Below are 23,833 nucleotides of genomic sequence, written 5' to 3' on the forward strand. Positions count from 1 at the left end.
GACAATTTTTTCATCCGTCTTATAATAAAAGTAATCTTCTGACAGTCTTCTGCTTTCATGGAGGATTGTACAATGCTGTTATGGCTCAAAAACCACCAGAAATATATTTTCTTCCTTATCCCGCTACTTATTATCTCCATTTTTCTATTCTTCCAGCCTTCACAAAGTACCACGCCCATTTCAAGCCCGCTCAATGAAAGTCCTTCAGAATCTAAAGAAGGAGCAGTACAGGGTTCAGCTGAAGAAGCCGGTATCATATATGTTGATATTAAAGGCGCCATTAAACAATCAGGTGTGTACGAGATGAATATCGGTGACAGAGTTATTGATCTCATAGATGAGGCAGGCGGGGAATTACCTTCTGCAGATATGACTGCAGTGAATATGGCGCAAAAACTATTTGATGAAATGGTCATCATTGTTCCTGAGAAATTATCTGAAGAGGCTGTAACTCAGACGGTACAATCTGATAAAATTAATATTAACGCAGCTAAAGCCGCTGAACTTGAGACAATACCCGGCATTGGACCATCTAAAGCTGCAGCAATTATTCAGTATAGAGAGGAAAACGGTTTTTTTAAAACGATTGAAGATATTATGAATATCTCAGGTATCGGTGAAAAAACATTTGAACAACTGAAGGAATTCATCAGCACGTTTTAGCAGCGAATCTTAACAGAAACAAAATCATATACAGCAGCAGCTGTCAGGAGGCATACAAAAATGAATCGGATTTCCTGGAATCAGTACTTTATGGCACAAAGCCATCTGCTTGCACTGAGAAGTACATGTACAAGGCTCACTGTAGGCGCTACAATCGTCCGTGAGCAGCGTATTATCGCCGGCGGGTATAACGGGTCGATCAAAGGAGGAACGCACTGTATCGATGAAGGGTGCTATGTCATCGATAATCACTGTGTCAGAACGATCCACGCTGAAATGAACGCAATCCTTCAATGTGCCAAGTTTGGTGCAGCTACTGAAGGTGCAAGCCTGTACGTTACGCATTTTCCATGTCTGCAGTGTACTAAGGCAATTATTCAGGCGGGTATCTCAAAAATTTATTATGCCAGTGATTATAAAAATCATCCTTATGCAATTGAACTTCTCAGACAGGCAGGAGTCGAAACTGAGTGCGTCCCGTTTGACCCCGCTTCAATTGAACAGCTGATGACGCCCGCTGAGCAAAGCGGTACAAATTGAAGATTCTGCTGTATAGTGCCCCTGCAGCCTTAACTGGTGCTGTGGGGGCATATCAACCCGAACTGATTCCTATCCTCTTACTTTACTTTTTGTTCATACTTTTTAAATCTCCCGGAGTATTATGTATCCTGACCTCATTATGTATATCCATCTTCTTCTTTCTTCATACAGATCATCACCTCAACTCGCTAACCACGACGATCAGCGCGGATACAAAAAACCTCACACTTGAAATAATATCCCCTTTTACCGGTTCAAAAAGTCAAAGAGCAGAAGCGGTTCATAAAGACGAAAAGCTGATCATCATGATTCCTGAAAAGCATAAAAGTCTGGTTGACAGGCTGCCGGACTCATCACAATGTCTATGGACGGGAGAACTGATCCGGCCTTCATCTGCAGAGAATTTCCATGCTTTTGATTACCGTAACTATTTATATTTTCAAAACATCCACTGGATTTTCCTGGCCGAGAACGTTAACAGCTGTGAAGTGAGTGATCAATCAGTATTCGAAAAATTAAACATGATCAGATTCAAAGGAATTGAAAGAACAGAATATATTTTTCCTTCAAACAACCTTGGCATTGCAAACGCGTTATTATTTGGGGACCGGAGTAAAATGGAAGACGAACAGGTCAGGATGTATCAGCGTCTCGGCGTCATTCATCTGCTCGCGATCTCCGGTATGCATGTAGGGATGATTACATTATTGATCTGGCTGACCGGTCTCAGGCTGGGGTTGACGAAAGAGACTGTCAGGCTGGGGATGTTTATGATTTTGCCACTTTATACTGTAATGGCTGGTGCAGCACCGCCTGTATTGCGTGCAACTGGAATGGTTCTCCTGGGATTATGTCTTCAGTATTTATTTATACGGCTCCCGCTCGTTCATATCCTCTGTACTGTTTTTATGATTCACTTATTTCTGTTTCCGCTTGAACTGATCCAGGCAGGTTTTCAACTCAGCTACGTCGTCAGCTTTGCGCTGGCATGTTCATCAGGACTTATTTTGCGGTTTAAGCATAAATCTGTCAGTCTGCTTGCGGTTACTGCCATTGCACAGCTGAGTGCGCTGCCGATCATACTTTGGCATTTTTATGAGCTTTCCCTATCCTCTTTTATCGTCAATATGTTTTATGTTCCTCTGTACACAATGATTATTCTCCCCACATTTATTCTGATCTATCTCGTGTCTTTTTTATCAATGGATGCTGCTGTTCTTCTGGCATCTTTCCCTTCATTGATCATCCATCATACAGAGAATATCTCAGCTGTTATATCAGATATCAGGTTTTCAGTCCTGATTACAGGGAAGCCAGGTCTAGTCAAAACAGTCATCCTCATTATTTTCTGCTACCTCATCCTCTACTTCTCGGAGCGGAAGAAACAATTACATTCAATTATAAGTACGGTTTTGTTAATTGGTACAATGACTGTTGCGCCATATATAAGCAGCAGGGGCAGTATTACTTTCATTAATGTAGGGCAGGGGGATAGTGTGCTGATCCAGTTGCCGTATAAACAGGGGAATATATTAATTGACACCGGCGGTCAGGTTCAGTTTGGTGAAGCAGATAGCGATTATTCAGTCGGTCAGAATATCGTTCTTCCTTACCTTAAAAGTATGGGGGTTTCTAAAATAGACCTGATGATCCTGACGCATCATGACTGGGACCATATTGGAGGTGCGGCAGATCTTTCAAAGGAGCTTTATATCAGTGAAGTATGGACCAGTGCAGGTTCAACAGAGAAAGAAGAAATGAAAGAGCTGTTACATACTTTGCAGGCGCAGCAAACGCCTGTAAAAGAAATATCAGAAACGCTTTCATGGCAGGCAGGTAATGCAGAATTTACATTACTTGTCCCGGGTGAGAACTATGAAGGAAATGATGCTTCGCTGATATTATCCGCTGAAGCAGGAGGGAAAAAGTGGTTGTTTACAGGTGATATTGGAGAAAATACTGAGATTGCTCTGATGGAACAATTTGATGATATTGATGTGCTCAAAGTGGCACACCATGGCAGTAATTCTTCAACGATACAGGCGTTTTTGGAAAAAGTGAAACCGGAGACCGCGATTATTTCAGCAGGAAAAGATAATATGTACGGCCACCCTCATACAGATGTTTTAAAAAGGCTACAGACAGCAGGAAGCCAGGTCTATATCACAGCGGAACATGGAGCGATCAGGTATATATTTGAAGGTCATCATGGCACTTTTGAGCATGCATTGCCATATGATAATAAAAAATAAAAGAGCCCTGAAGGCTCTTTAGAGAAAGTTAGGATCCCACGACTGAGATGACTGTTCCTACGATGAATAATGTAGCGAAAAATCCAAATGAGACAACAAATGCCACGCCGGAATCAATCAGGTCGTTTCGTTTCGATTGAACATTTTGTTCGAATTCATTCATGGTTACCCCTCCTATTATACAATTTAAAGTATAGAGCATCGTTTTATAAAAATCCATAGTTACCATATAAAAATCAACGCTAATCTCAGCTTATCACAAATAATTCATAAATGGATACAGATACTATAGCACAAACAGCTTTACATCCGGTGACCCGGGCCCGGTTGTAAAGTGTTTATATAAGGCAGGCACCTTCTGCCCGTCTGCTATTGTATAGGGAAGATGATTTCCTATACAATAGTGGAGATACATATTGAAGTGAGGCGGATATTAGTGATTGTAAAAGAATGGACTGCGATAAAAAAACAACAGCTGGCACCTGTTTATTTATTATACGGTGAAGAAGACTATCTGCTTCATGAAACAAAGCAGCTGCTGATCCGGCATGCCATACCGGAAGCTGAGATGGATTTTAATTTCTCTTTACATGATCTTGCTGATGAAGGTAGTCTTGAAGCAGCTGTAGAGGATGCTGAGTCATTTCCTTTTATGGGGGAGAGGCGGCTTGTGTTTGTCGACGGGGCGATGTTTTATACAGCGGATAAGAAAAAAGAAAAACAGCCGACTGACGTACTCGAAGCTTATCTTCAGTCTCCTGCACCTTACACAGTACTTGTTATCCATGTTCCTGCAGAAAAGCTTGATGAACGTAAAAAAATTACGAAGCTGACGAAAAAGTCGGCAACGGTCATTGAGGCGAAAAAATTAACAGTGAATGATATCAGAGCCTGGATAAAAAGCAAAGTAGCTGATCACAGGATGCAAATAGAGGATGAAGCGGTTGAAAAGCTGACCGTTTTAGCAGGGACGAATCTTTTTATGCTTGCAGGGGAAATTGATAAGCTTGCACTCTATGCCCAGGGTGCTGATGTGATAAAAGCTGAAGATGTAGCGCTGCTGACTCCTAAGTCAGTTGAGCATAATGTGTTTGATCTGATTGAATACACATTAACCGGAAAAACGGCTCAGGCGATAGAACTGTATCATGATCTGCTCAGGCAGAAAGAAGAACCGTTAAAGCTGCTTGCACTGCTGAGCGGCCAGTTCAGACTCATCTATCAGGTGAAAAATATGAGTGAAAAAGGATTCAGTCAGCAGCAGATTGCCTCACGGCTGAAGGTCCATCCTTTCAGAGTAAAGCTGGCTGGTCAGCATGCGTCGAGGCTTTCAGGTGATCATCTGAAAAAAGTGATGCTCGAGCTTGCGTCATGCGATCTTGCCTTAAAGTCTTCAACCGGCAGAAAAGAGATGATTCTTGAAATGTTTATTACCAGACTGCCGGCGTTTGTAAAATAAAAACTCTGTAAAAGGGGCTGGTGATTTCCGCTGCAGGGGGAACGCTTTCCGCAGGGCGTGCGGTGAGCCTCCTCAGCGCGGGCGCTTGCGGGGTCTCACCTGTCACGCTGCTCCTGCTGGAGTCGTCCCCCTTCCGCTGCAATCACCAGCTGTGCTAACACAACATTGAACTTTAACATTGCCAAATAAAAAAACCGATGCTCGAAATTGAGCATCGGTCTTTTATTATGCGTTAAGCTTCTTCGTTAGACGAGACTTTTGACGGTCTGCGTTGTTTTTGTGAATAAGCCCTTTTTGTGCAGCTTTGTCCAGCTGTTTTACAGCGCTTGAAAGTAATTCCGTCTTGTTGTCAGAATCGTTCTGAACAGCAGTTTCGAAACGCTTGATCGCTGTACGCATTGATGATTTCTGCTGAATGTTCGCTTCGTTGCGAGCAGCATTTGTCTTTGTGCGTTTGATTGCAGATTTAATGTTTGGCATTTATGTCACCTCCCGAACTGAATCGAGGACTTTTAAAAACTCGATTAACATGATTCACGCCGTTTACGGCATACGGTTTCTCGTAAGGAACCGGTTAGATTCAATTACATAAGAACAAGGGATATTTTATCAAACAGACCGGGAGAATGCAATAGTCGTGAAAATAATTATTTGGATAAAGAATAGAATAGAGGCTTCGGTATCACCCTAAATAAAAATTCCATTAAGGAAGTGAAGCAGATGGCTTTCCGGACTGACCTCGCACTTGAAGCTTATGAACTCGCCGGCAAACAGGAACTCACCATTGAAGAAGAAACGATTAACGAATTTTCGCTGAAGAAAATATATGTAAGTAAGGCAGCTGCTGCTGCAACCGGTAAAAAAGAAGGAAGCTACTGGACGTTTGAAGCTCCCCAGCTGCGGACGCAAAGTGAAGAATGGGTTGAGAAAGCAGCGCAGGCTCTTGCCCGTGTAATCAGACAGTTTCTGATTGAGCTGGATGTTAAAGAAGATACACCGATACTGATTGCTGGACTCGGTAACTGGCAGATTACACCTGACGCACTTGGTCCTGAAGTGTGCAGAAAAGTGTTTGTAACGAATCATCTGTTTGAAGTGGAGCCTGGAGCAGTTGAAGGTGGCTTCAGGAGAACAACTGCTTTAGCCCCGGGCGTGATGGGTCTGACAGGTATGGAGACAGCCTCTACACTGAAGGGTGTGATCAATGAGTATAAGCCCGGTGCTGTGATCGTCATCGATGCGCTCGCTGCAAGATCAGCTTCAAGACTGCACACCACGGTTCAGCTGTCTTCAGCAGGTATTAATCCGGGAGCCGGTGTTGGGAATAACCGTCAGGAAATCAACAGTCATCTTTTTGGCGTACCTGTCATTGCGATTGGTATTCCGACTGTAGTAGATGCTGCCTCAATTACGAAAGACACGCTCGGTTACTTTGAAAAAACGATCAAAATGAAGTTAAGTCAGGATGAAAGACCGTCTTCCTTATTAATGACGAAGCGGTCAATTGAAGAATTAAATCAAAATGAAGCGGAACCCCATGAAAAAAATGCTTATATGGGCTTAATCGGCGGTTTGTCTGAAGAAGAGCAGCAGGAACTGTTTAAGGAAATACTGTCTCCGATCGGACAAAACCTGATTGTCACACCAAAAGAAACGGACCTCTATATCAAACAGGCGTCTGATATGCTCGCAGCGGCACTGGATCAGGCCCTCCACTATCCTGAATAACGTTCTGAAAATTGATTGAATGCATATACTGCAAAAAGATTTTAATCAGGAGGTGCCCTGGTGAAAAAAACGCAGTCATTGTATTCAATCAATTTATTTTTAAAAACATTTCTACTTCTGATCTCAGTCATGGCAGCCGGACTGTATATGCCGGATATTAAAAGAGAGGTCATGTCATTTTCATTTGATCTCCCTGAGGAACTGCCACAGCGCGCTGTTTTCCTGATGCTCCAAACTGAATATGCCCACCTGGCACCAGGCGACGAGCTTGGAAATGTGTGGTCTTCATTATCGGGGACCGTCTTCAATCCCGAAAACTGGCTTGCATTGGAAGGGTTCAGTACTGAAGCACTGGCGAATGAATTTCCTGAGCCCTCAGAATCTGTACCGCCTGCAGACTGGTTTTTCAGCGGTGAAGAAGGCGAAGCAGTGGAGGTTATCCAGGCGCCTGCAGATATAGAACAGTCGGATAACCCGCGTGTCTTTATCTACTTCACTCATTCCAGGGAATCTTTTTTGCCGTATCTGCCGGATACCTCTAACCCTAGCCTTGCTCATCATTCAAAAGTGAATATCACCCAAACCGGCCAATACTTTAAAACATTCTTCCATGAAAATGGCATTCCTGTAAAAGTGGATACAACAGATATGGTTGCTCAATTGAATACAATTGGCAAAGATTACTGGCAGGCTTATGACGTTTCAAAAAGTGTTGTCCAGGAAGCGATTGCTTCTAATGACACACTTGATTATTTTATTGATGTGCACAGGGATTCAGTGAGAAGAGAAGCTACGACATTACAATACAACGATCAAAGTTATGCAAAAGTGGCTTTTGTCGTTGGGGGAGACCATGAAGGCAGTGAAACAAACAGAGAACTTGCTGAAGCGATTCATGACCGGATGAACAGCAAAATCCCTGGACTATCGCGTGGTGTGTATGTGAAAAAAGGTGAGCACACCAACGGAAAGTTTAATCAGGACCTGTCTCCGGGCTCAATCTTACTCGAGCTCGGCGGAGTGGATAACAAGTTCGAGGAGCTCGAAGCAACCGCTGAAATATTCACAGATGCGATGAGTGAATATATGCTTGAATCAACCCCTGTGAATGCCCCGTAAAGTGTGCAATTGAAACACGCCTGTTAAACTGATATACTTTACACTAGTATAATTGCGTCTTAAAAACAGGAGTGGACATTGAATGAATCAGGAACAGCGTTTAAATAGACAGAAAAACATCAGAAACTTTTCAATTATTGCCCATATTGATCACGGGAAGTCAACACTTGCTGACCGTATCTTGGAGCAGACAAAAGCATTAACATCCCGTGAGATGAAAGCCCAGCTCCTTGACTCGATGGATCTTGAGAGAGAACGGGGCATTACGATTAAACTAAATGCAGTACAGTTAAAATATCAGGCTAAAGACGGTGAGGAATATACTTTTCACCTGATCGATACACCTGGACACGTAGACTTCACTTATGAAGTATCACGTTCACTTGCAGCGTGTGAAGGCGCGATCCTTGTAGTGGACGCTGCTCAGGGTATTGAAGCCCAGACACTGGCGAACGTATATCTGGCACTTGATAATGATCTTGAAATTCTGCCGGTTATCAACAAAATTGACTTACCTGCTGCAGATCCTGAACGTGTTCGTCAGGAAGTAGAGGATGTTATTGGATTAGATGCCTCAGATGCTGTGCTTGCTTCAGCAAAAGCAGGAATCGGAATTGAGGATATTCTTGAACAGATAGTAGAAAAAGTACCTGCTCCTACAGGGGACCCTGAAGCGCCGCTGAAGGCATTGATCTTTGATTCTCTATACGACCCTTACAGAGGGGTTGTTGCATATATCAGAATTGTAGAGGGAAGAGTAAAGCCTGGCGATAAGATTCGTATGATGGCAACTGGTAAAGAATTTGAAGTAAATGAGATCGGAGTATTTACACCGAAAGCCACCGCTCAGGAAGAACTGACTGTTGGTGATGTAGGATATCTCACTGCTGCCATTAAAAATGTCAGTGATACGCGCGTAGGTGATACGATCACAAGTGCTGTGAAGCCTACTGAAGAGCCGCTGCCGGGATATAGAAAACTCAATCCGATGGTCTACTGCGGACTTTACCCAATTGATACAGCAAAATACGTAGACCTGCGTGAAGCGCTTGAAAAGCTCGAGTTAAATGATTCAGCGCTTCAATATGAAGCAGAGACTTCCCAGGCGCTTGGATTCGGTTTCCGCTGCGGATTCCTCGGACTTCTGCACATGGAAATTATTCAGGAGCGTATTGAACGTGAATTTAATATTGATCTGATTACAACTGCACCAAGTGTAATTTATGATGTATACCTTGAAGACGGTGAACACATGATGGTGGATAACCCGTCAGCAATGCCTGACGCACAATCAGTTCATCACGTTGAAGAACCATATGTAAAAGCGACAATTATGGTACCTAACGATTATGTAGGTCCTGTCATGGAGCTTTCCCAGTCTAAGCGGGGTAACTTCATTGACATGCAGTACATGGATGAATCACGTGTTAATGTTGTCTATGAAATCCCGCTTGCTGAAATCGTTTATGACTTCTTCGATCAGCTTAAATCAAGTACAAAGGGCTATGCTTCATTTGACTATGAACTGATCGGCTACCGTGAGTCCAAGCTTGTTAAGATGGATATTCTGCTTAACGCAGAAAAAGTGGATGCACTCAGCTTTATCGTTCACAGAGATTTTGCTTATGAAAGAGGTAAGCTGATCGTTGAGAAGCTGAAAGAACTGATTCCGCGTCAGCAGTTTGAAGTGCCTGTACAGGCGGCAATCGGAACTAAAATCATTGCCAGATCTTCAATTAAAGCGATTCGTAAGAACGTTCTTGCTAAATGTTACGGAGGAGATATCTCACGTAAACGTAAGCTGCTTGAAAAACAAAAAGCAGGTAAGAAACGGATGAAAATGGTCGGCTCGGTTGAAGTCCCTCAAGAGGCGTTTATGGCTGTCCTTCAGATGGATGAAGGGGAAAAATAATTTAGAGAAACAGAAAGGGAACGGGTTCTGCGATCAGCAGGATACGTCCCTTTTTCTGTGTGAAAGGAATGGATGAAATCATGACATCAGCTGCGTATATACACATTCCGTTTTGTCATCATATTTGTCACTATTGTGATTTTAATAAAGTATTTATGAAAAATCAGCCAGTCGATCGGTACATTGAGATGCTGATCAGAGAAATGGAGACTGTTCATACACATTCAGAACCGATGAAAAGTATCTTTGTCGGCGGAGGCACACCGACTGCGCTTGATGCAAAGCAGCTTGCAAAACTCTGTGAGGGGATCAGCCGTGTATTTAAGATTAGTGAATCTACTGAATACACATTCGAAGCAAATCCGGGAGATTTGAGCAAAGACAAAATCAGTGTCTTAAAAGCTCATGGTGTGAACAGACTCAGCTTTGGCGTTCAATCTTTCAACGACAGACTGCTTGAGAAAATAGGCCGTAACCACCGGACAGAAGATGTATACCGCTCGATCAGAGAAGCGCGGGAAGAAGGATTCAGCAACATCAGTATTGATCTGATCTATGCGCTGCCGGAGCAGACACTTGAAGACTTTGAAGATACAGTTGACCGTGCACTTGACCTTGACCTGCCGCACTATTCAGGGTACTCACTGATCGTAGAGCCGAAAACAGTGTTTTATAATTTGATGAGAAAAGGGCGTCTGCCATTACCAGGGGAAGACACTGAAGCTGCGATGTACGATTTGCTGATGGGTAAAATGGCCTCTAAAGGTATTCATCAATATGAGATCAGTAACTTTTCGAAGCAGGGCTATGAAAGTCTGCATAACCTGACATACTGGAACAATGAAGCATATTATGGTTTTGGAGCCGGGGCTCATGGCTATTTAAACGGCGTGAGATATTCTAATATCGGACCTGTATCAAAATACATTCAGGCAGTGGAAGAAGGGAAGCGGCCTGTTTTTCACGAGGCAGAAGTGACCCGCTTTGAAAGTATGGAAGAGGAGATGTTTCTTGGTCTCAGAAAAACTGAAGGTGTTGCTCTTCCGGCTTTTAAAGAAAAATATCATGAAGAACTCGATCATGTCTTCCGTGATCCATTAAAGGATATGACTGCGAGAGGGCTCCTGGAAGTTCATCAGGACCGGGTCAGATTAACAAATGAAGGCCGGTTTTTAGGAAATGAAGTGTTTCAATCTTTTCTTGGATTAAATTAATGCATTCCCGTTGACAGTAAAATCATCATTTGATAACTTATAAATTAGATTTAGCACTCGTGATTAGTGAGTGCTAACAGGGGTGATGAATGATGTTAACTGATCGGCAATTGCTTATTCTTCAAGTAATTATTGATGATTTTATTCGCTCTGCCCAGCCGGTAGGTTCGAGAAGCTTATCGAAGAAGGAAGACATCCCGTTCAGTTCGGCAACGATCAGAAATGAGATGTATGATCTTGAAGAAATGGGATTATTAGAAAAAACCCATACCTCTTCCGGACGCGTTCCTTCTGAAAAGGGATACAGATTTTATGTAGACCATCTGCTCTCACCGCAGGCACTGAAGAAAAAAGATATGTCTCAGATCCAGTCCATTTTTGCGGACAGAATTTTAGAGATTGAAAACGTCGTACAGCGTTCAGCTGAAATTCTTTCACAAATGACGAATTATACGTCAATCGTGCTTGGGCCTGACCATCATGAAAATAAAGTCAAAAGCGTACAGATTATTCCGCTGAACCTGGAGAGTGCCATTGCAATCATTGTCACTGACACAGGACATGTGGAGAATAAACGTTTTACCATCCCGCCCGGCCTGAACCCGGAGGATATAGAACGTATGGTAAAGATCCTGAATGACAAACTGACGGGAACACCGCTGGTTGAGCTTCAGGATAAAATGTACAAAGAAGTTGCACTATTTTTAAAGCGTCATATTGCTAACTATGATCTGATGATCGAAGCATTTGCGCAGATTATGAATATACCTGTTCATGATAAATTATTCTTTGGCGGTAAGATGAACATGATGAATCAGCCGGAGTTTAATGATGTTGATAAGCTCAGAATGCTGATGGATGTCATTGATCGTGAAGACTACCTGTACCCGCTAATTAAAGAAACGAGCGGATCGGGCATTCAGATCAGGATCGGTAAAGAAAATAATAATGAAGCATTAAAAGATGTATCACTGATTACTGCATCTTTTCCGGTGATTGGCGGCCAAAGCGGATCACTCGCCATTCTGGGACCAACCAGAATGGAATACTCAAGAGTAATCAGCCTGTTGAATGTCATCAGCATGGACTTATCAAAAGCGCTATCAACCTTTTATGACCAGGATGATAAATAAAATACCTGCATGGTCAATCATGCCGTGCAGTGTATTTTGCTGTCATCAGGCAATATAAATGATCTGTCAATACAGCGTTTATCAGTTTTTAAAAAGGGTAATCATTTCAAGGAGGTGAAAGATCGTGTCAGAAAAAGAAGTACAGCAGGAAACAACTGAAGAACTAAATCAGGATGCGGCTGTTGAGTCAGAAGAAACGGCTGAAACAGAAACAGCAGTTGAAGAAAACTGGCAGCAAAAAGCAGAAGAAGCTGAAGATAAATATTTAAGGCTTCGTGCTGAGTTCGATAACTACAGACGCCGTATTCAAAAAGAGAACGAAACATTGCAAAAGTATCGTGCTCAAAATGTTGTTACAGGTATTTTACCTGCTCTTGACAATTTTGAACGTGCGCTAAACATAGAGACAACAAATGATGAATCTGCTTCACTGTTAAAAGGGATGCAAATGGTTCACTCAAGCCTTCTTGAAGCACTGAAAGCTGAAGGTGTCGAAATGATTGAATCAGTGGGTCAGCAGTTTGACCCGAACCTTCATCAGGCGGTTATGCAGGTATCTGAAGAAGGTACTGAATCAAATACAGTCATTGAAGAATTACAAAAAGGCTATAAGCTGAAGGACCGCGTAATCCGTCCTTCAATGGTAAAAGTAAACGAATAATTGTATTTGGGAGGATGATGTTAAAATGAGTAAAATTATTGGAATTGACTTAGGTACGACAAATTCATGTGTCGCTGTACTTGAAGGCGGAGAAGCAAAAGTAATTGCTAATCCTGAAGGTAACCGTACATCACCATCAGTTGTATCATTTAAAAATGGTGAAAAGCAGGTTGGGGAAGTAGCAAAGCGTCAGGCAATTACAAACCCTAACACAATCATGTCTGTTAAAAGACACATGGGTACAGATCACAAAGTAGAAGCTGAAGGAAAAGAATATTCTCCTCAGGAAATTTCTGCAATGATTCTTCAATACTTAAAAGGATACGCTGAAAGCTATCTTGGCGAAGAAGTAACAAAAGCTGTTGTTACTGTTCCTGCATACTTTAACGATGCTGAACGTCAGGCTACTAAAGATGCAGGTAAGATTGCCGGTCTTGAAGTAGAGCGTATTATTAACGAGCCGACTGCAGCAGCACTTGCATATGGTCTTGATAAAATGGAAGAAGATCAGACAATCCTTGTCTATGACCTTGGCGGCGGTACATTCGACGTATCGATTCTTGAGCTTGGCGATGGCGTCTTTGAAGTACGTTCAACTGCCGGTGATAATCGTCTTGGCGGTGACGACTTTGACCAGGTGATCATTGACCACCTAGTAGCAGAATTCAAAAAAGAAAACGGCATTGATCTGTCTAAAGATAAAATGGCACTTCAGCGTCTGAAGGATGCAGCAGAGAAAGCGAAGAAAGACCTTTCAGGTGTGACTTCAACTCAAATTTCACTGCCATTCATTACTGCAGGAGAAGCTGGACCGCTTCACCTTGAAATGAACCTGTCACGTGCGAAATTTGAAGATCTTGCATCTTCACTGATTGAACGCACGATGGGACCAACTCGCCAGGCAATTAAAGATGCAGGCATGTCTGCTTCTGAAATTGATAAAGTCATCCTTGTTGGTGGTTCTACACGTATTCCGGCAGTACAGGAAGCGATTAAGAAAGAAACGGGTAAAGAGCCATCTCAAGGCGTTAACCCGGATGAAGTTGTTGCAATGGGTGCAGCAATCCAGGGTGGTGTACTGACAGGGGACGTGAAGGATGTCGTTCTTTTAGATGTAACACCACTATCACTTGGAATTGAGACAATGGGCGGCGTATCTACAGTTCTGATTGAACGTAATACAACGATCCCTACATCAAAATCACAAACGTTCTCTACTGCAGCAGATAATCAGAATGCAGTTGATATCCACGTCCTTCAGGGTGAACGTCCGATGGCAGCGGATAATAAAACACTCGGCCGTTTCCAGCTAGGTGATATTCCGCCGGCACCACGCGGCGTACCACAGATCGAAGTGACATTCGATATCGATAAAAACGGTATTGTAAATGTAAGTGCGAAAGATCTTGGTACTGGTAAAGAGCAGAAGATTACAATCAAATCGACTACTTCTCTATCAGATGAAGATATCGACCGTATGGTAAATGAAGCAGAAGAAAATGCAGAAGCGGATAAGAAGCGTAAAGAAGAAGCAGAAGTCCGTAACGAAGCAGACCAGCTTGTATTCCAGACGGATAAAACGTTATCTGACCTTGGAGAGAACGCTGATGAAGAAGAAAAGAAAAAAGCTGAAGCAGCGCGTGACGAGCTGAAAGAAGCGATTGAGAAAAATGATCTTGAGGAAATCAAGACAAAGAAAGATGCACTTCAGGAAATCCTTCAGACACTTTCGATGAAGCTTTATGAAGAAGCTGCTAAGAAAGCTGAAGCGGAACAGCAGGGAGAAGGCGCTAAGCCTGAAGATGATGTTGTCGATGCGGACTTTGAAGAAGTAGACGACGACAAGAAATAATTTCAGATGCAGGGAAAAGTCAAAGTCACGGTGCTTTGGCTTTTTCTTTGCCGTTGCAAGCACAGTCCGAAAAGTGATAAAATAACCTTTATGCAAAAGGACCGGGGAGTGGAATTATGAGTAAACGGGATTACTATGAAGTGCTTGGACTTTCAGAAGGTGCTTCCAAAGAAGAAATTAAAAAAGCTTATCGTAAGCTGTCAAAAAAGTATCATCCTGATATTAATAAGGATGAGGATGCCGGCGAAAAATTCAAGGAAGTAAAAGAAGCCTATGAAGTATTAAGTGACGATCAAAAGCGCGCTCACTACGATCAGTTCGGTCACACAGACCCTAATCAGGGCTTTGGCGGCGGAGCAGGTTTTGACGGCTTTGGCGGATTTGAAGATATTTTCAGTTCATTCTTTGGCGGCGGGGGCAGAAGACGCGACCCGAATGCGCCAAGACAGGGAAATGATCTGCAATACACGATGACGATTAAATTTGAAGAAGCTGTTTTTGGTAAAGAAACAGATATTGAAATTCCAAAAGAAGAGCAGTGTGAAACATGTGGCGGTGACGGAGCTAAGCCGGGTACGAAACCTGAAACCTGTCACCATTGTAATGGTTCAGGTCAGCTGAATGTAGAGCAACAGACGCCATTTGGACGTATTGTTAACCGCAGAGTCTGCCACCACTGTGAAGGATCAGGCAAACTTGTAAAAGATAAGTGTACAACGTGCGGCGGAAACGGAAAAGTGAAGAAGCGCAAGAAGATTCATGTGAAAATACCGGCAGGCGTTGATGACGGTCAGCAGATGAGAGTGGCAGGTCAGGGTGAACCGGGAGCTAACGGAGGACCTCCGGGAGATCTTTATGTTGTGTTCCGTGTCAGACCGCATGAAATCTTTGAGCGTGACGGAGATGATGTATTCCTCGATATGCCAATTACATTTGTGCAGGCAGCTCTTGGAGATGAGCTTGAGGTACCAACTGTTCACGGTAAAGTAAAGTGGAAGCTTCCTGCAGGAACACAGTCAGGAACTGCATTCCGTCTGAAAGGCAAAGGTGTTAAGAATGTGCACGGTTACGGTCAGGGTGACCAGCATATCCGGGTGAAAGTTATTACACCGAAAAAGCTGACAGACAGACAGAAAACACTGCTGCGTGAATTCGCAGAAATCAGTGGTGAAGTACCTGATGAGCAGCATGATAATTTCTTTGATAAGGTAAAGCGTGCATTCAAAGGTGACCAATAAAAATAAATTGTCAGGGCTCTATGCCCTGACATCCTGAAGTGAAATGGAGCTGGTCTGATGAAGTGGTCAGAAATTAGTATTCATACAACAAACGAAGCAATTGAACCGATCTCCAATATCCTGCATGAAGCAGGTGCCAGCGGTGTTGTGATTGAAGATCCGGGAGAGCTGCTGAAAGACAGAGAAGACCAATTTGGAGAAATCTATGAACTGAACCCTGAAGATTACCCTGATACAGGTGTCATGGTAAAAGCCTATTTACCGGTTAACAGCTTTCTGGCTGAAACTGTAGATGGTATCAAACAGGAAGTCAGTAACCTTGTATCATTTAATATTGATATAGGTAAAAACAAAGTGGAAGTCAGTGAAGTGAATGAAGAAGACTGGGCCACTGCGTGGAAAAAATACTATAATCCGGTTAAAATATCATCAACTTTCACCATTGTGCCAACATGGGAAGATTATGAAAGAGTATCAAGTGACGAGCTGATTATCGAACTTGATCCGGGTATGGCATTTGGTACAGGAACTCACCCGACAACAGTTATGTGTATTCAGGCTTTAGAGCGTACCGTTGTTAAAGGGGATACAGTGATTGATGTGGGAACAGGGTCAGGTGTATTAAGTATTGCTGCTGCATTACTTGAAGCTCAATCCGTTCATGCGCTTGATCTGGACGAAGTAGCCGTGAAATCAGCTGAGGAGAACATTAAGCTGAATCATGTTGAAAACATTGTAACTGTATCAGAAGGTAATCTTTTAAGTGGAACATCAGAGCCTGCAGATGTGATTGTTGCGAACATTCTTGCAGAAGTCATTTTGACATTTACAGATGATGCTTATACACTGACAAAACCAGGCGGTACTTTTATTACTTCAGGGATTATTAAGCAGAAGAAAGATCTGGTTAAAGATGCACTCAGAGCTTCAGGATTTGAAATCGATGAAGTCATGACAATGGAAGACTGGGTGGCCATTATTGCGACCAGACCGGAAGAGTGAGTTCATATGCAGCGATATTTTACAGATCAGTTGCCTGATGAAAACGGCTGTTTAGTCATCAGCGGAGATGACTATAAGCATATTGTCCGTGTGATGAGAATGAGTGAAGGCGACAGGGTCATTACAGTAACAGGTCCTGAGCAGGTTTTCGAATCAGAAATTATCAGTATTGAAGACTCGTCTTTACAGGTGAAAGTGCAAAAACAGCTGACTGAAACGTCTGAGCTCCCGGTACATGTCACTATTGCACACGGACTTCCTAAAGGTGATAAGCTTGAGTATGTCATTCAAAAGGCGACAGAGCTTGGTATGGTCAGTCTGAAACCCTTCAGTGCTGAACGGTCGATTGTGAAATGGGACCAGAAAAAGGGTAAAAAGAAGGCTGAGCGCTGGAATAAGATAGCAAAGGAAGCAGCTGAACAATCACACCGGTCTGTCATTCCTGTCATATCAGAACCAATATCCACAAAACAACTGGGGTCGTCTTTTCATGAATATGATGCTATTATGATGGCATATGAAGAAGATGCCAAAACAGGTGAAACATCAAACTTTGCTGCATTTCTTAACGGGTTGACACCGGGCAGTAATATCCTTGCCGTCATCGGGCCGGAAGGTGGATTTTCTGAACAGGAAGCAGAGCAGCTACTTGAAGCAGGAGCAGTCAGCTGCGGGCTTGGACCAAGAATTTTAAGAACTGAAACCGCACCATTATACATATTGGCTGCGATTTCCTATCATTTTGAATTAATGAGGTGAAAAAATGGGAACAGTCGCATTTCACACGCTGGGATGTAAAGTAAACCATTATGAAACAGAAGCAATCTGGCAGCTGTTTAAGGCAGGCGGATACGACAGAGTCGAATATGAACAGCCTTCTGACGTGTATGTGATTAATACATGTACAGTTACGAATACAGGAGACAAGAAAAGCAGACAGGTCATCAGACGGGCAATCCGTAAAAATCCTGATGCTGTAATTTGTGTGACAGGTTGTTATGCACAGACCTCTCCTGCTGAAATTATGGCAATTCCAGGCGTTGATATCGTAGTCGGTACACAGGACCGTACAAAAATGCTGGGTTATATTGAGCAGTACAGACAGGAAAGACAGCCGATCAATGGCGTAACTAATATCATGAAAAACCGGGTCTATGAAGAATTGGATGTTCCGGCATTCACAGACCGTACAAGGGCTTCACTGAAAATCCAGGAAGGGTGCAATAATTTCTGCACATTCTGTATCATTCCGTGGGCGCGCGGACTGATGCGTTCGAGAGATCCTGAGGAAGTAATCAGACAGGCTCAGCAGCTTGTTGAAGCAGGATACAAGGAGATTGTACTAACGGGTATTCATACGGGCGGATATGGAGAGGATATGAAAGATTATAACCTCGCGATGCTGCTGACAGACCTTGAAAGTAAAGTGAAGGGTCTGAAAAGGATCCGTATCTCATCAATTGAAGCAAGTCAGCTGACAGATGAAGTGATTGATGTCATTGACCGTTCCAAAATGGTTGTCAATCACCTTCACATCCCTCTTCAGTCAGGATCGAATACTGTCCTGAAACGCATGAGAAGAAAATACACGATGGAATTCTTTGCAGAAAGACTTGAAAAGCTTAAAAAAGCTCTGCCGGGTCTGGCTGTTACTTCAGATGTGATTGTAGGGTTCCCGGGCGAGACGGAAGAAGAATTCATGGAAACATACAATTTCATTCTTGATCAGAAGTTCTCAGAGCTTCATGTATTCCCGTATTCAAAACGTACTGGTACGCCTGCAGCGAGAATGGATGACCAGGTTGATGAAGAAGTGAAAAACGAACGTGTACACAGACTGATTTCACTGTCTGATCAGCTTGCAAAAGAGTACGCTTCCCGTCACCAGGATGAAGTACTTGAAGTCATTCCTGAGGAACGCTTTAAAGAAGACGAAACCGGATCATTATATGTGGGCTACACTGACAACTATCTGAAAGTCGTATTCCCGGCATCAGAAGAAATGGTCGGCAAGCTTGTTAAAGTAAAAATCACAGAATCAGGCTACCCTTATAACAAAGGTGAATTTGTAAGAGTACTTGAAGATGAAGAATTAACCGTCTAAACTCTGCTTTTGCAGAGTTTTTCTTTATTATATTAGGATATCCGGCAACTTAATGTTAAAATAGGTACGTACATCTAATTGAAAAGGAGAACTAAACATGACTTCTATAGCAAAAATGATCGATCATACACTATTAAAACCTGAAGCTACAAAAGACCAGATCACAACACTTTGTGAAGAGGCAGCAGAACACGGCTTTATGTCAGTATGTGTGAATCCTTACTGGGTAAAACTTTCAGCGGATCTGTTAGATAAGACAGATGTGAAAGTCTGTACTGTTATCGGCTTCCCATTAGGAGCAAGTGCGACAGAAACAAAAGCATTTGAAACGAAGCAGGCGATTGAAGACGGAGCGACTGAAGTAGATATGGTTATTAATATCGGTGCATTGAAAAGCGGCGATTATGAAACAGTTAAAAGAGATATTCAGGCAGTCACTGCAGCTGCTAAAGGTAAGGCACTGACAAAAGTAATTATCGAAACGTCACTGCTGACTGATGAAGAAAAAGTAAAAGCATGTGAGCTGTCAGTAGAAGCCGGTACTGATTTCGTTAAGACTTCTACAGGTTTTTCAGGCGGAGGCGCGACACCGGAAGATATTGCGCTCATGAGAAAAACTGTCGGACCGGATCTTGGAGTTAAAGCATCAGGCGGCGTTCGCTCAGCTGAAGATGCACAGGCAATGATCGATGCCGGAGCTACACGTCTGGGTGCAAGTGCTGGTATTAAAATCATTCAGGGTGAAACGGCAGACAGCGATTACTGATTCTGTCTATCATCTAAACTGTAAGTCTTTTCACCTTTTAACTCTAAGGTGAAAAGGCTTCTTATTCTTTCGAATACCTGTTGACCAGCGCAAATTGTTGGTTTATACTGTATAAGTACATGGGATTACCCATGAATGTCAGTAAGTATCCCTATCTTACTGCATGCAATGAAGAATACACATGTGTGATTCTCTTTGCTTGAATATGTAAGCGTAGTGTTCGGAGGGAGGGAATTAGAGATGTCAAAAACGGTCGTTCGTAAAAACGAATCACTCGAAGATGCTCTTCGCCGCTTTAAAAAGACTACATCAAAGGCTGGTACTCTTCAGGAGTTCAGAAAGCGTGAATTCTATGAAAAGCCAAGCGTTAAGCGTAAGAAAAAGTCTGAAGCTGCAAGAAAGCGCAAATTCTAATTAATATAGGAATAAGTAGGTGCATGAAGTGAGTATGTTGGATCGTCTGAATGAAGATATGAAAACAGCAATGAGAAATAAGGAAAAGGAACGTCTTTCTGTCATTCGCATGGTAAAGTCCTCATTGCAAAATGAAGGTTACAAACTTGGCCGCAGTGAATTAACAGAAGATGAAGAATTGACCGTACTTTCGCGTGAACTGAAACAGCGTAAAGATTCTTATGCTGAATTTAAATCTGCTGGAAGAGACGATTTGTCAGATAAGCTTCTTGACGAAATTGCCTTAATTGAAACCTATATGCCCCGTCAATTATCTGAAGAAGAACTTGAAGTCATTGTCATCGAAACGATCAATGAAACCAATGCTTCCTCTAAAGCTGATATGGGCAAAGTGATGAGCAGTATTATGCCTAAAGTTAAAGGCAAAGCTGATGGAGCCCGTATTAATAAAATGGTTCTCCAACACTTATCATAAAATTAAACTGAATTTGTTTCATCATTTTCAGATCAATCAAGCCGTGTTTGCAATGTGCAGCGCGGCTTGATTTTTTTATGTTGAACATTCAGAATAAAAGAAAGAATAAAAGTGAAACCTTTTCATGATACATACGTATATAAAGTAAATCATTACTGCCTGAGTCACTGGTATATAGAAGGGGGGAGTAAAATGAGATTTACCGGAGTTAAACTTTTTGCTGTTCTGATCGTGTTGCTGTCAGTGTTTTCATTTATTCAGCCGGCATTTGCTAATGATCAAAAAGTATATGTGGCACCGGTGAAAAAAGAAGTTGAAAGAGGTCTGGCAGCTTTTCTCCAACGTTCGATTGATGAAGCTGAGGAAAATAAGGCTGAGGCGTTAATACTTGATATCAATACGCCAGGCGGAGCTGTAAATGCTGCTGAAGAAATCGGAGAAATTATGCAGGACAGTGAAGTTGATCTGATTGCATATATTAATCCCAATGCATTATCAGCCGGTTCTTATATCGCAATGTATGCAGATGAGATTTATATGTCGCCTTCAGGAAAAATGGGAGCATCCGCTGTGATCACAAGTACAGGAGGGGATGCAGACAGAAAAGCTCAGAGCGCCTGGCTTGCAGCGATGATTAATGCTGCAGAGTCTTCAGATAAAGACCGGGACCCGAAGTTCGCTGAAGCGATGGTGGATCAATCGGTTGAAATTGAAGGAGTTGTTGATGCAGGAGAGCTGTTAACATTTACACCTTCAACTGCTGAGGAAAATGGTTATTCGGAAGGGACTTTTGCTAGCCTTGATGAACTGATAGCTGAACTTGGCTATGCTGATGCAGAAGTGGTGCCTATAGAACCAACATTCACAGAAAATCTTGCACGATTCGTTACCAATCCGATTGTCATTCCGATTCTGCTATCTATGGCCAGTCTCGGGCTGATACTTGAGCTGTACTCACCTGGTTTTGGTATCGCAGGTTCATTGGGACTCGGTGCACTTCTGCTGTTTTTCTTCGGTCACCTGATTGCCGGACTTGCTGGAATGGAAGTACTAATTTTATTCCTAATTGGCATTGGATTGATCATAGCAGAAATTTTTGTGCCGGGTGGTATTTTAGGAATCGCAGGACTTGTGGCGATTGCTGTCAGTATACTGCTTGCCGGAGAAAGCATTGCATTTATGGGTATTGCATTATCTGTGGCTCTTTTAGTCGCAGTGATTGGGATGGTGATTATGGTGAAATTCCTTGGCAGAAACCTTCATTTGCTTAAAAAAATTATACTGAGTGACTCTACTAACACGGAAAGTGGATATGTGTCCAATGTGAATCGTCATGAATTAATCGGCAAGACCGGGACAGCCAGAACGGCGTTGCGCCCTTCAGGAACGATCATCATCGATGATGAACGGATCGATGCAGTCAGTGAAGGCGGTTACGTGAATAAAGACCAGCAGGTAATCGTTGTAAAAGTGGAAGGTTCACGTATTGTAGTGAGAGAGATTGATTAAATTTAAGGAGTGAGTTGAATGGGGACAGAGGCAATTACGTTAATTATTATTGTAGTAGCTGCAGTCATTGCACTTGGTGTACTGTTTACATTTGTACCGGTAGCACTATGGATTTCAGCATTGGCAGCAGGGGTTAAAGTAAGTATCTTCACACTGGTAGGTATGAGACTGAGACGTGTTATACCAAGCCGTGTTATTAATCCAATGATTAAAGCACATAAAGCTGGAGTGGATGTAAGTATTAACCAGCTTGAGAGTCATTATCTTGCAGGTGGTAACGTTGACCGTGTTGTAAATGCACTGATCGCTGCTCAGCGTGCAAATATTGAACTGGCGTTCGAACGCTGTGCTGCTATTGACCTGGCTGGCCGTGATGTACTTCAGGCCGTTCAGATGAGTGTAAATCCTAAAGTAATTGAAACACCATTTATCGCTGGTGTGGCAATGGATGGTATCGAAGTAAAAGCAAAAGCAAGAATTACTGTACGTGCTAACATTGACCGCCTTGTCGGTGGTGCAGGTGAAGATACAATTGTAGCCCGTGTTGGTGAGGGGATTGTCAGTACGATTGGTTCAAGTGATAACCATAAAAAAGTTCTTGAAAATCCTGATTTGATTTCTCAGACAGTACTTGGAAAAGGACTTGACTCAGGAACGGCATTTGAAATTCTGTCGATCGATATTGCTGATGTGGATATCGGTAAAAACATCGGTGCGGAACTTCAGACAGAGCAGGCAGAGGCAGATAAGAATATTGCCCAGGCAAAAGCTGAAGAACGTCGTGCGATGGCCGTAGCACAGGAGCAGGAAATGAAAGCAAGAGTTGAAGAGATGCGTGCTAAAGTTGTGGAAGCAGAAGCAGAAGTACCACTTGCAATGGCTGAAGCACTGCGTGAAGGAAATATCGGTGTGATGGATTACATGAACATTAAGAATATTGATGCTGATACTGATATGAGAGATTCAATCGGTAAAATTACAGGAAATAAAGATGAAAAAGGTGACAGCAGAAACTAAAGCTGGGAGGCTGACTCCGTGGAATTCATTATTATGGCAGTCGTAGCGGCTGTGTTCAGTCTTTTAAGCAAGCAGAAAAAGGAAGAAACATCTGAACAGAAGCCGCCGGTGCAAAAGCCGACAGTATCGAAGCCTAGAAATCTGAAAGAAACCTTTGATCAGCATGCAAAGAAACTTGCTGAAGAGTACGAAAAACAAAGAAAATCTTTTGAAAACAGCTCTACATCTCCAAGACAGGAGAAAAAAGAAACTGTACCTCAAAAGAAACAGCCCGAACCTATCAAAGAAATAGCAGTTGAAAGCAGAAAAACAAAAAGACCTGCTGATCCGATTAAGGAATCCGATATTACGATCAGCAGAGAATTAAAGCCAAGAGATGTCGTGAACGGCATTATTTTCTCTGAGGTGCTAGGCCCTCCAAGGTCAAAGCGAAGACATCGTGAAAGATAATAAGTTATGCCCCCTCTATTTAAAACATACTTTAAATAGAGGGGGTTTTTTAATGGTTAAAAACACCTGGATCAGCCGGACTGCAGCCCGGCTTGACCTGCCTGAAGACTTAATCTCGGATTTGCCGAGAATTGAATGGATTGCGATGAGAACGTTAAAAATTGAAAACCATAAAGGATTAAATCATTTTTCAGATTCATGTATTGCGCTTCATATTGCTTCAGGAATACTCATGATTGAGGGGGAAGATTTATCAGTCAGCAGCCTTACTCACGATGAAGTATCAATTCATGGTCACATTCACTCTATTTCTTTAAAAGGATGA

Annotated in this window: 24 protein-coding genes; 22 read left to right on the forward strand and 2 right to left on the reverse strand. The window is 42.6% G+C overall.

Going from position 1 to position 23,833, the window contains the following annotated elements; translation table 11 throughout:
• The first annotated feature begins 72 nt into the window (after positions 1 to 72).
• From KP77_RS02075 to KP77_RS02085, 3 genes are read left to right on the forward strand one after another with little or no spacing between them, the layout of a single operon-like run.
• Entirely contained in the window at positions 73 to 663 is a 591-nt protein-coding gene (locus tag KP77_RS02075; RefSeq protein ID WP_052473910.1) for a helix-hairpin-helix domain-containing protein, read from the forward strand.
• A gap of 60 nt (positions 664 to 723) precedes the next feature.
• Positions 724 to 1,203 (forward strand): ComE operon protein 2, encoded by a 480-nt coding sequence (locus tag KP77_RS02080; RefSeq protein WP_041121065.1) that lies wholly within the window; start codon positions 724 to 726, stop codon positions 1,201 to 1,203.
• Positions 1,204 to 1,244: 41 nt separating this feature from the next.
• Entirely contained in the window at positions 1,245 to 3,455 is a 2,211-nt protein-coding gene (locus KP77_RS02085; protein WP_235420651.1) for a DNA internalization-related competence protein ComEC/Rec2, read from the forward strand.
• A gap of 28 nt (positions 3,456 to 3,483) precedes the next feature.
• Here KP77_RS02085 and KP77_RS17755 read toward each other — a convergent pair whose 3' ends face one another.
• On the reverse strand, positions 3,484 to 3,618 hold the full coding sequence (locus KP77_RS17755; RefSeq protein ID WP_041121067.1) for a YqzM family protein: 135 nt from the start codon (positions 3,616 to 3,618) through the stop codon (positions 3,484 to 3,486).
• A 273-nt stretch (positions 3,619 to 3,891) separates the two neighbouring features.
• Between KP77_RS17755 and holA the strand changes: the two genes are divergently transcribed.
• Positions 3,892 to 4,914 carry a DNA polymerase III subunit delta gene (holA, locus tag KP77_RS02095; protein ID WP_041121068.1) on the forward strand — a complete coding sequence of 341 codons (1,023 nt, stop codon included), beginning with the start codon at positions 3,892 to 3,894 and terminating at the stop codon, positions 4,912 to 4,914.
• A 225-nt stretch (positions 4,915 to 5,139) separates the two neighbouring features.
• On the opposite strand, the gene rpsT is transcribed toward holA, so the two are convergent.
• Positions 5,140 to 5,394 (reverse strand): 30S ribosomal protein S20, encoded by a 255-nt coding sequence (rpsT, locus tag KP77_RS02100; protein ID WP_041121069.1) that lies wholly within the window; start codon positions 5,392 to 5,394, stop codon positions 5,140 to 5,142.
• A gap of 240 nt (positions 5,395 to 5,634) precedes the next feature.
• On the opposite strand from rpsT, the gene gpr reads away from it, so the two are divergent.
• From gpr to KP77_RS02190, 18 genes are all read left to right on the forward strand, one after another.
• Positions 5,635 to 6,642, forward strand: coding sequence for a GPR endopeptidase (gene gpr, locus KP77_RS02105; RefSeq protein ID WP_041121070.1), 1,008 nt, complete (start codon positions 5,635 to 5,637; stop codon positions 6,640 to 6,642).
• A gap of 60 nt (positions 6,643 to 6,702) precedes the next feature.
• Complete coding sequence (spoIIP, locus tag KP77_RS17455; protein WP_052473911.1) at positions 6,703 to 7,761, forward strand: stage II sporulation protein P; 1,059 nt, start codon at positions 6,703 to 6,705, stop codon at positions 7,759 to 7,761.
• A gap of 82 nt (positions 7,762 to 7,843) precedes the next feature.
• Positions 7,844 to 9,673: a translation elongation factor 4 gene (gene lepA, locus KP77_RS02115; RefSeq protein ID WP_041121071.1), complete on the forward strand. Its 1,830-nt coding sequence runs from the start codon at positions 7,844 to 7,846 to the stop codon at positions 9,671 to 9,673.
• Positions 9,674 to 9,753: 80 nt separating this feature from the next.
• Complete coding sequence (gene hemW, locus KP77_RS02120; RefSeq protein ID WP_041121219.1) at positions 9,754 to 10,887, forward strand: radical SAM family heme chaperone HemW; 1,134 nt, start codon at positions 9,754 to 9,756, stop codon at positions 10,885 to 10,887.
• Positions 10,888 to 10,979: 92 nt separating this feature from the next.
• Entirely contained in the window at positions 10,980 to 12,020 is a 1,041-nt protein-coding gene (gene hrcA, locus KP77_RS02125; protein WP_041121072.1) for a heat-inducible transcriptional repressor HrcA, read from the forward strand.
• Positions 12,021 to 12,141: 121 nt separating this feature from the next.
• Entirely contained in the window at positions 12,142 to 12,681 is a 540-nt protein-coding gene (gene grpE, locus KP77_RS02130; RefSeq protein WP_041121073.1) for a nucleotide exchange factor GrpE, read from the forward strand.
• A 25-nt stretch (positions 12,682 to 12,706) separates the two neighbouring features.
• A complete protein-coding gene (gene dnaK / locus KP77_RS02135) occupies positions 12,707 to 14,533 on the forward strand; it encodes a molecular chaperone DnaK (RefSeq protein ID WP_041121074.1) in 1,827 nt (608 codons plus the stop codon).
• A 116-nt stretch (positions 14,534 to 14,649) separates the two neighbouring features.
• Positions 14,650 to 15,771 (forward strand): molecular chaperone DnaJ, encoded by a 1,122-nt coding sequence (dnaJ, locus tag KP77_RS02140; protein WP_041121075.1) that lies wholly within the window; start codon positions 14,650 to 14,652, stop codon positions 15,769 to 15,771.
• Between the two features lie 57 nt (positions 15,772 to 15,828).
• Positions 15,829 to 16,773, forward strand: coding sequence for a 50S ribosomal protein L11 methyltransferase (gene prmA, locus KP77_RS02145; RefSeq protein ID WP_041121076.1), 945 nt, complete (start codon positions 15,829 to 15,831; stop codon positions 16,771 to 16,773).
• Between the two features lie 6 nt (positions 16,774 to 16,779).
• Complete coding sequence (locus KP77_RS02150; protein ID WP_041121077.1) at positions 16,780 to 17,532, forward strand: 16S rRNA (uracil(1498)-N(3))-methyltransferase; 753 nt, start codon at positions 16,780 to 16,782, stop codon at positions 17,530 to 17,532.
• A gap of 4 nt (positions 17,533 to 17,536) precedes the next feature.
• Positions 17,537 to 18,877, forward strand: coding sequence for a tRNA (N(6)-L-threonylcarbamoyladenosine(37)-C(2))-methylthiotransferase MtaB (mtaB, locus tag KP77_RS02155; RefSeq protein ID WP_041121078.1), 1,341 nt, complete (start codon positions 17,537 to 17,539; stop codon positions 18,875 to 18,877).
• Positions 18,878 to 18,974: 97 nt separating this feature from the next.
• The gene (deoC, locus tag KP77_RS02160) at positions 18,975 to 19,643 is read left to right on the forward strand and encodes a deoxyribose-phosphate aldolase (protein ID WP_041121079.1); all 669 of its coding nucleotides are present in this window, start codon (positions 18,975 to 18,977) and stop codon (positions 19,641 to 19,643) included.
• Positions 19,644 to 19,883: 240 nt separating this feature from the next.
• Complete coding sequence (gene rpsU, locus KP77_RS02165; protein ID WP_039809800.1) at positions 19,884 to 20,057, forward strand: 30S ribosomal protein S21; 174 nt, start codon at positions 19,884 to 19,886, stop codon at positions 20,055 to 20,057.
• A 28-nt stretch (positions 20,058 to 20,085) separates the two neighbouring features.
• Positions 20,086 to 20,532 (forward strand): GatB/YqeY domain-containing protein, encoded by a 447-nt coding sequence (locus KP77_RS02170; RefSeq protein ID WP_041121220.1) that lies wholly within the window; start codon positions 20,086 to 20,088, stop codon positions 20,530 to 20,532.
• Between the two features lie 192 nt (positions 20,533 to 20,724).
• Positions 20,725 to 22,041: an NfeD family protein gene (locus KP77_RS02175; protein WP_041121080.1), complete on the forward strand. Its 1,317-nt coding sequence runs from the start codon at positions 20,725 to 20,727 to the stop codon at positions 22,039 to 22,041.
• Between the two features lie 18 nt (positions 22,042 to 22,059).
• Positions 22,060 to 23,058 carry a flotillin-like protein FloA gene (gene floA / locus KP77_RS02180; RefSeq protein WP_041121081.1) on the forward strand — a complete coding sequence of 333 codons (999 nt, stop codon included), beginning with the start codon at positions 22,060 to 22,062 and terminating at the stop codon, positions 23,056 to 23,058.
• A gap of 18 nt (positions 23,059 to 23,076) precedes the next feature.
• Positions 23,077 to 23,508, forward strand: coding sequence for a hypothetical protein (locus KP77_RS02185; RefSeq protein ID WP_041121082.1), 432 nt, complete (start codon positions 23,077 to 23,079; stop codon positions 23,506 to 23,508).
• A 52-nt stretch (positions 23,509 to 23,560) separates the two neighbouring features.
• Positions 23,561 to 23,833, forward strand: a complete 273-nt coding sequence (locus KP77_RS02190; RefSeq protein ID WP_052473912.1) for a YabP/YqfC family sporulation protein — start codon at positions 23,561 to 23,563, stop codon at positions 23,831 to 23,833.

This window comes from Jeotgalibacillus alimentarius (assembly GCF_000829445.1).
GTDB classification, from domain to species: Bacteria; Bacillota; Bacilli; order Bacillales; family Jeotgalibacillaceae; genus Jeotgalibacillus; species Jeotgalibacillus alimentarius.

Excerpts from the sequence above, each read along its gene's own strand:
- KP77_RS02075 (WP_052473910.1), top strand. The coding sequence starts at position 73 with ATGCTGTTATGGCTCAAAAACCACCAGAAATATATTTTCTTCCTTATC.
- KP77_RS02080 (WP_041121065.1), top strand. The coding sequence starts at position 724 with ATGAATCGGATTTCCTGGAATCAGTACTTTATGGCACAAAGCCATCTG.
- KP77_RS17755 (WP_041121067.1), bottom strand. The coding sequence starts at position 3,618 with ATGAATGAATTCGAACAAAATGTTCAATCGAAACGAAACGACCTGATT.
- rpsT (WP_041121069.1), bottom strand. The coding sequence starts at position 5,394 with ATGCCAAACATTAAATCTGCAATCAAACGCACAAAGACAAATGCTGCT.
- gpr (WP_041121070.1), top strand. The coding sequence starts at position 5,635 with ATGGCTTTCCGGACTGACCTCGCACTTGAAGCTTATGAACTCGCCGGC.
- lepA (WP_041121071.1), top strand. The coding sequence starts at position 7,844 with ATGAATCAGGAACAGCGTTTAAATAGACAGAAAAACATCAGAAACTTT.
- hemW (WP_041121219.1), top strand. The coding sequence starts at position 9,754 with ATGACATCAGCTGCGTATATACACATTCCGTTTTGTCATCATATTTGT.
- hrcA (WP_041121072.1), top strand. The coding sequence starts at position 10,980 with ATGTTAACTGATCGGCAATTGCTTATTCTTCAAGTAATTATTGATGAT.
- dnaK (WP_041121074.1), top strand. The coding sequence starts at position 12,707 with ATGAGTAAAATTATTGGAATTGACTTAGGTACGACAAATTCATGTGTC.
- dnaJ (WP_041121075.1), top strand. The coding sequence starts at position 14,650 with ATGAGTAAACGGGATTACTATGAAGTGCTTGGACTTTCAGAAGGTGCT.
- prmA (WP_041121076.1), top strand. The coding sequence starts at position 15,829 with ATGAAGTGGTCAGAAATTAGTATTCATACAACAAACGAAGCAATTGAA.
- KP77_RS02150 (WP_041121077.1), top strand. The coding sequence starts at position 16,780 with ATGCAGCGATATTTTACAGATCAGTTGCCTGATGAAAACGGCTGTTTA.
- mtaB (WP_041121078.1), top strand. The coding sequence starts at position 17,537 with ATGGGAACAGTCGCATTTCACACGCTGGGATGTAAAGTAAACCATTAT.
- deoC (WP_041121079.1), top strand. The coding sequence starts at position 18,975 with ATGACTTCTATAGCAAAAATGATCGATCATACACTATTAAAACCTGAA.
- rpsU (WP_039809800.1), top strand. The coding sequence starts at position 19,884 with ATGTCAAAAACGGTCGTTCGTAAAAACGAATCACTCGAAGATGCTCTT.
- KP77_RS02175 (WP_041121080.1), top strand. The coding sequence starts at position 20,725 with ATGAGATTTACCGGAGTTAAACTTTTTGCTGTTCTGATCGTGTTGCTG.
- floA (WP_041121081.1), top strand. The coding sequence starts at position 22,060 with ATGGGGACAGAGGCAATTACGTTAATTATTATTGTAGTAGCTGCAGTC.
- KP77_RS02190 (WP_052473912.1), top strand. The coding sequence starts at position 23,561 with ATGGTTAAAAACACCTGGATCAGCCGGACTGCAGCCCGGCTTGACCTG.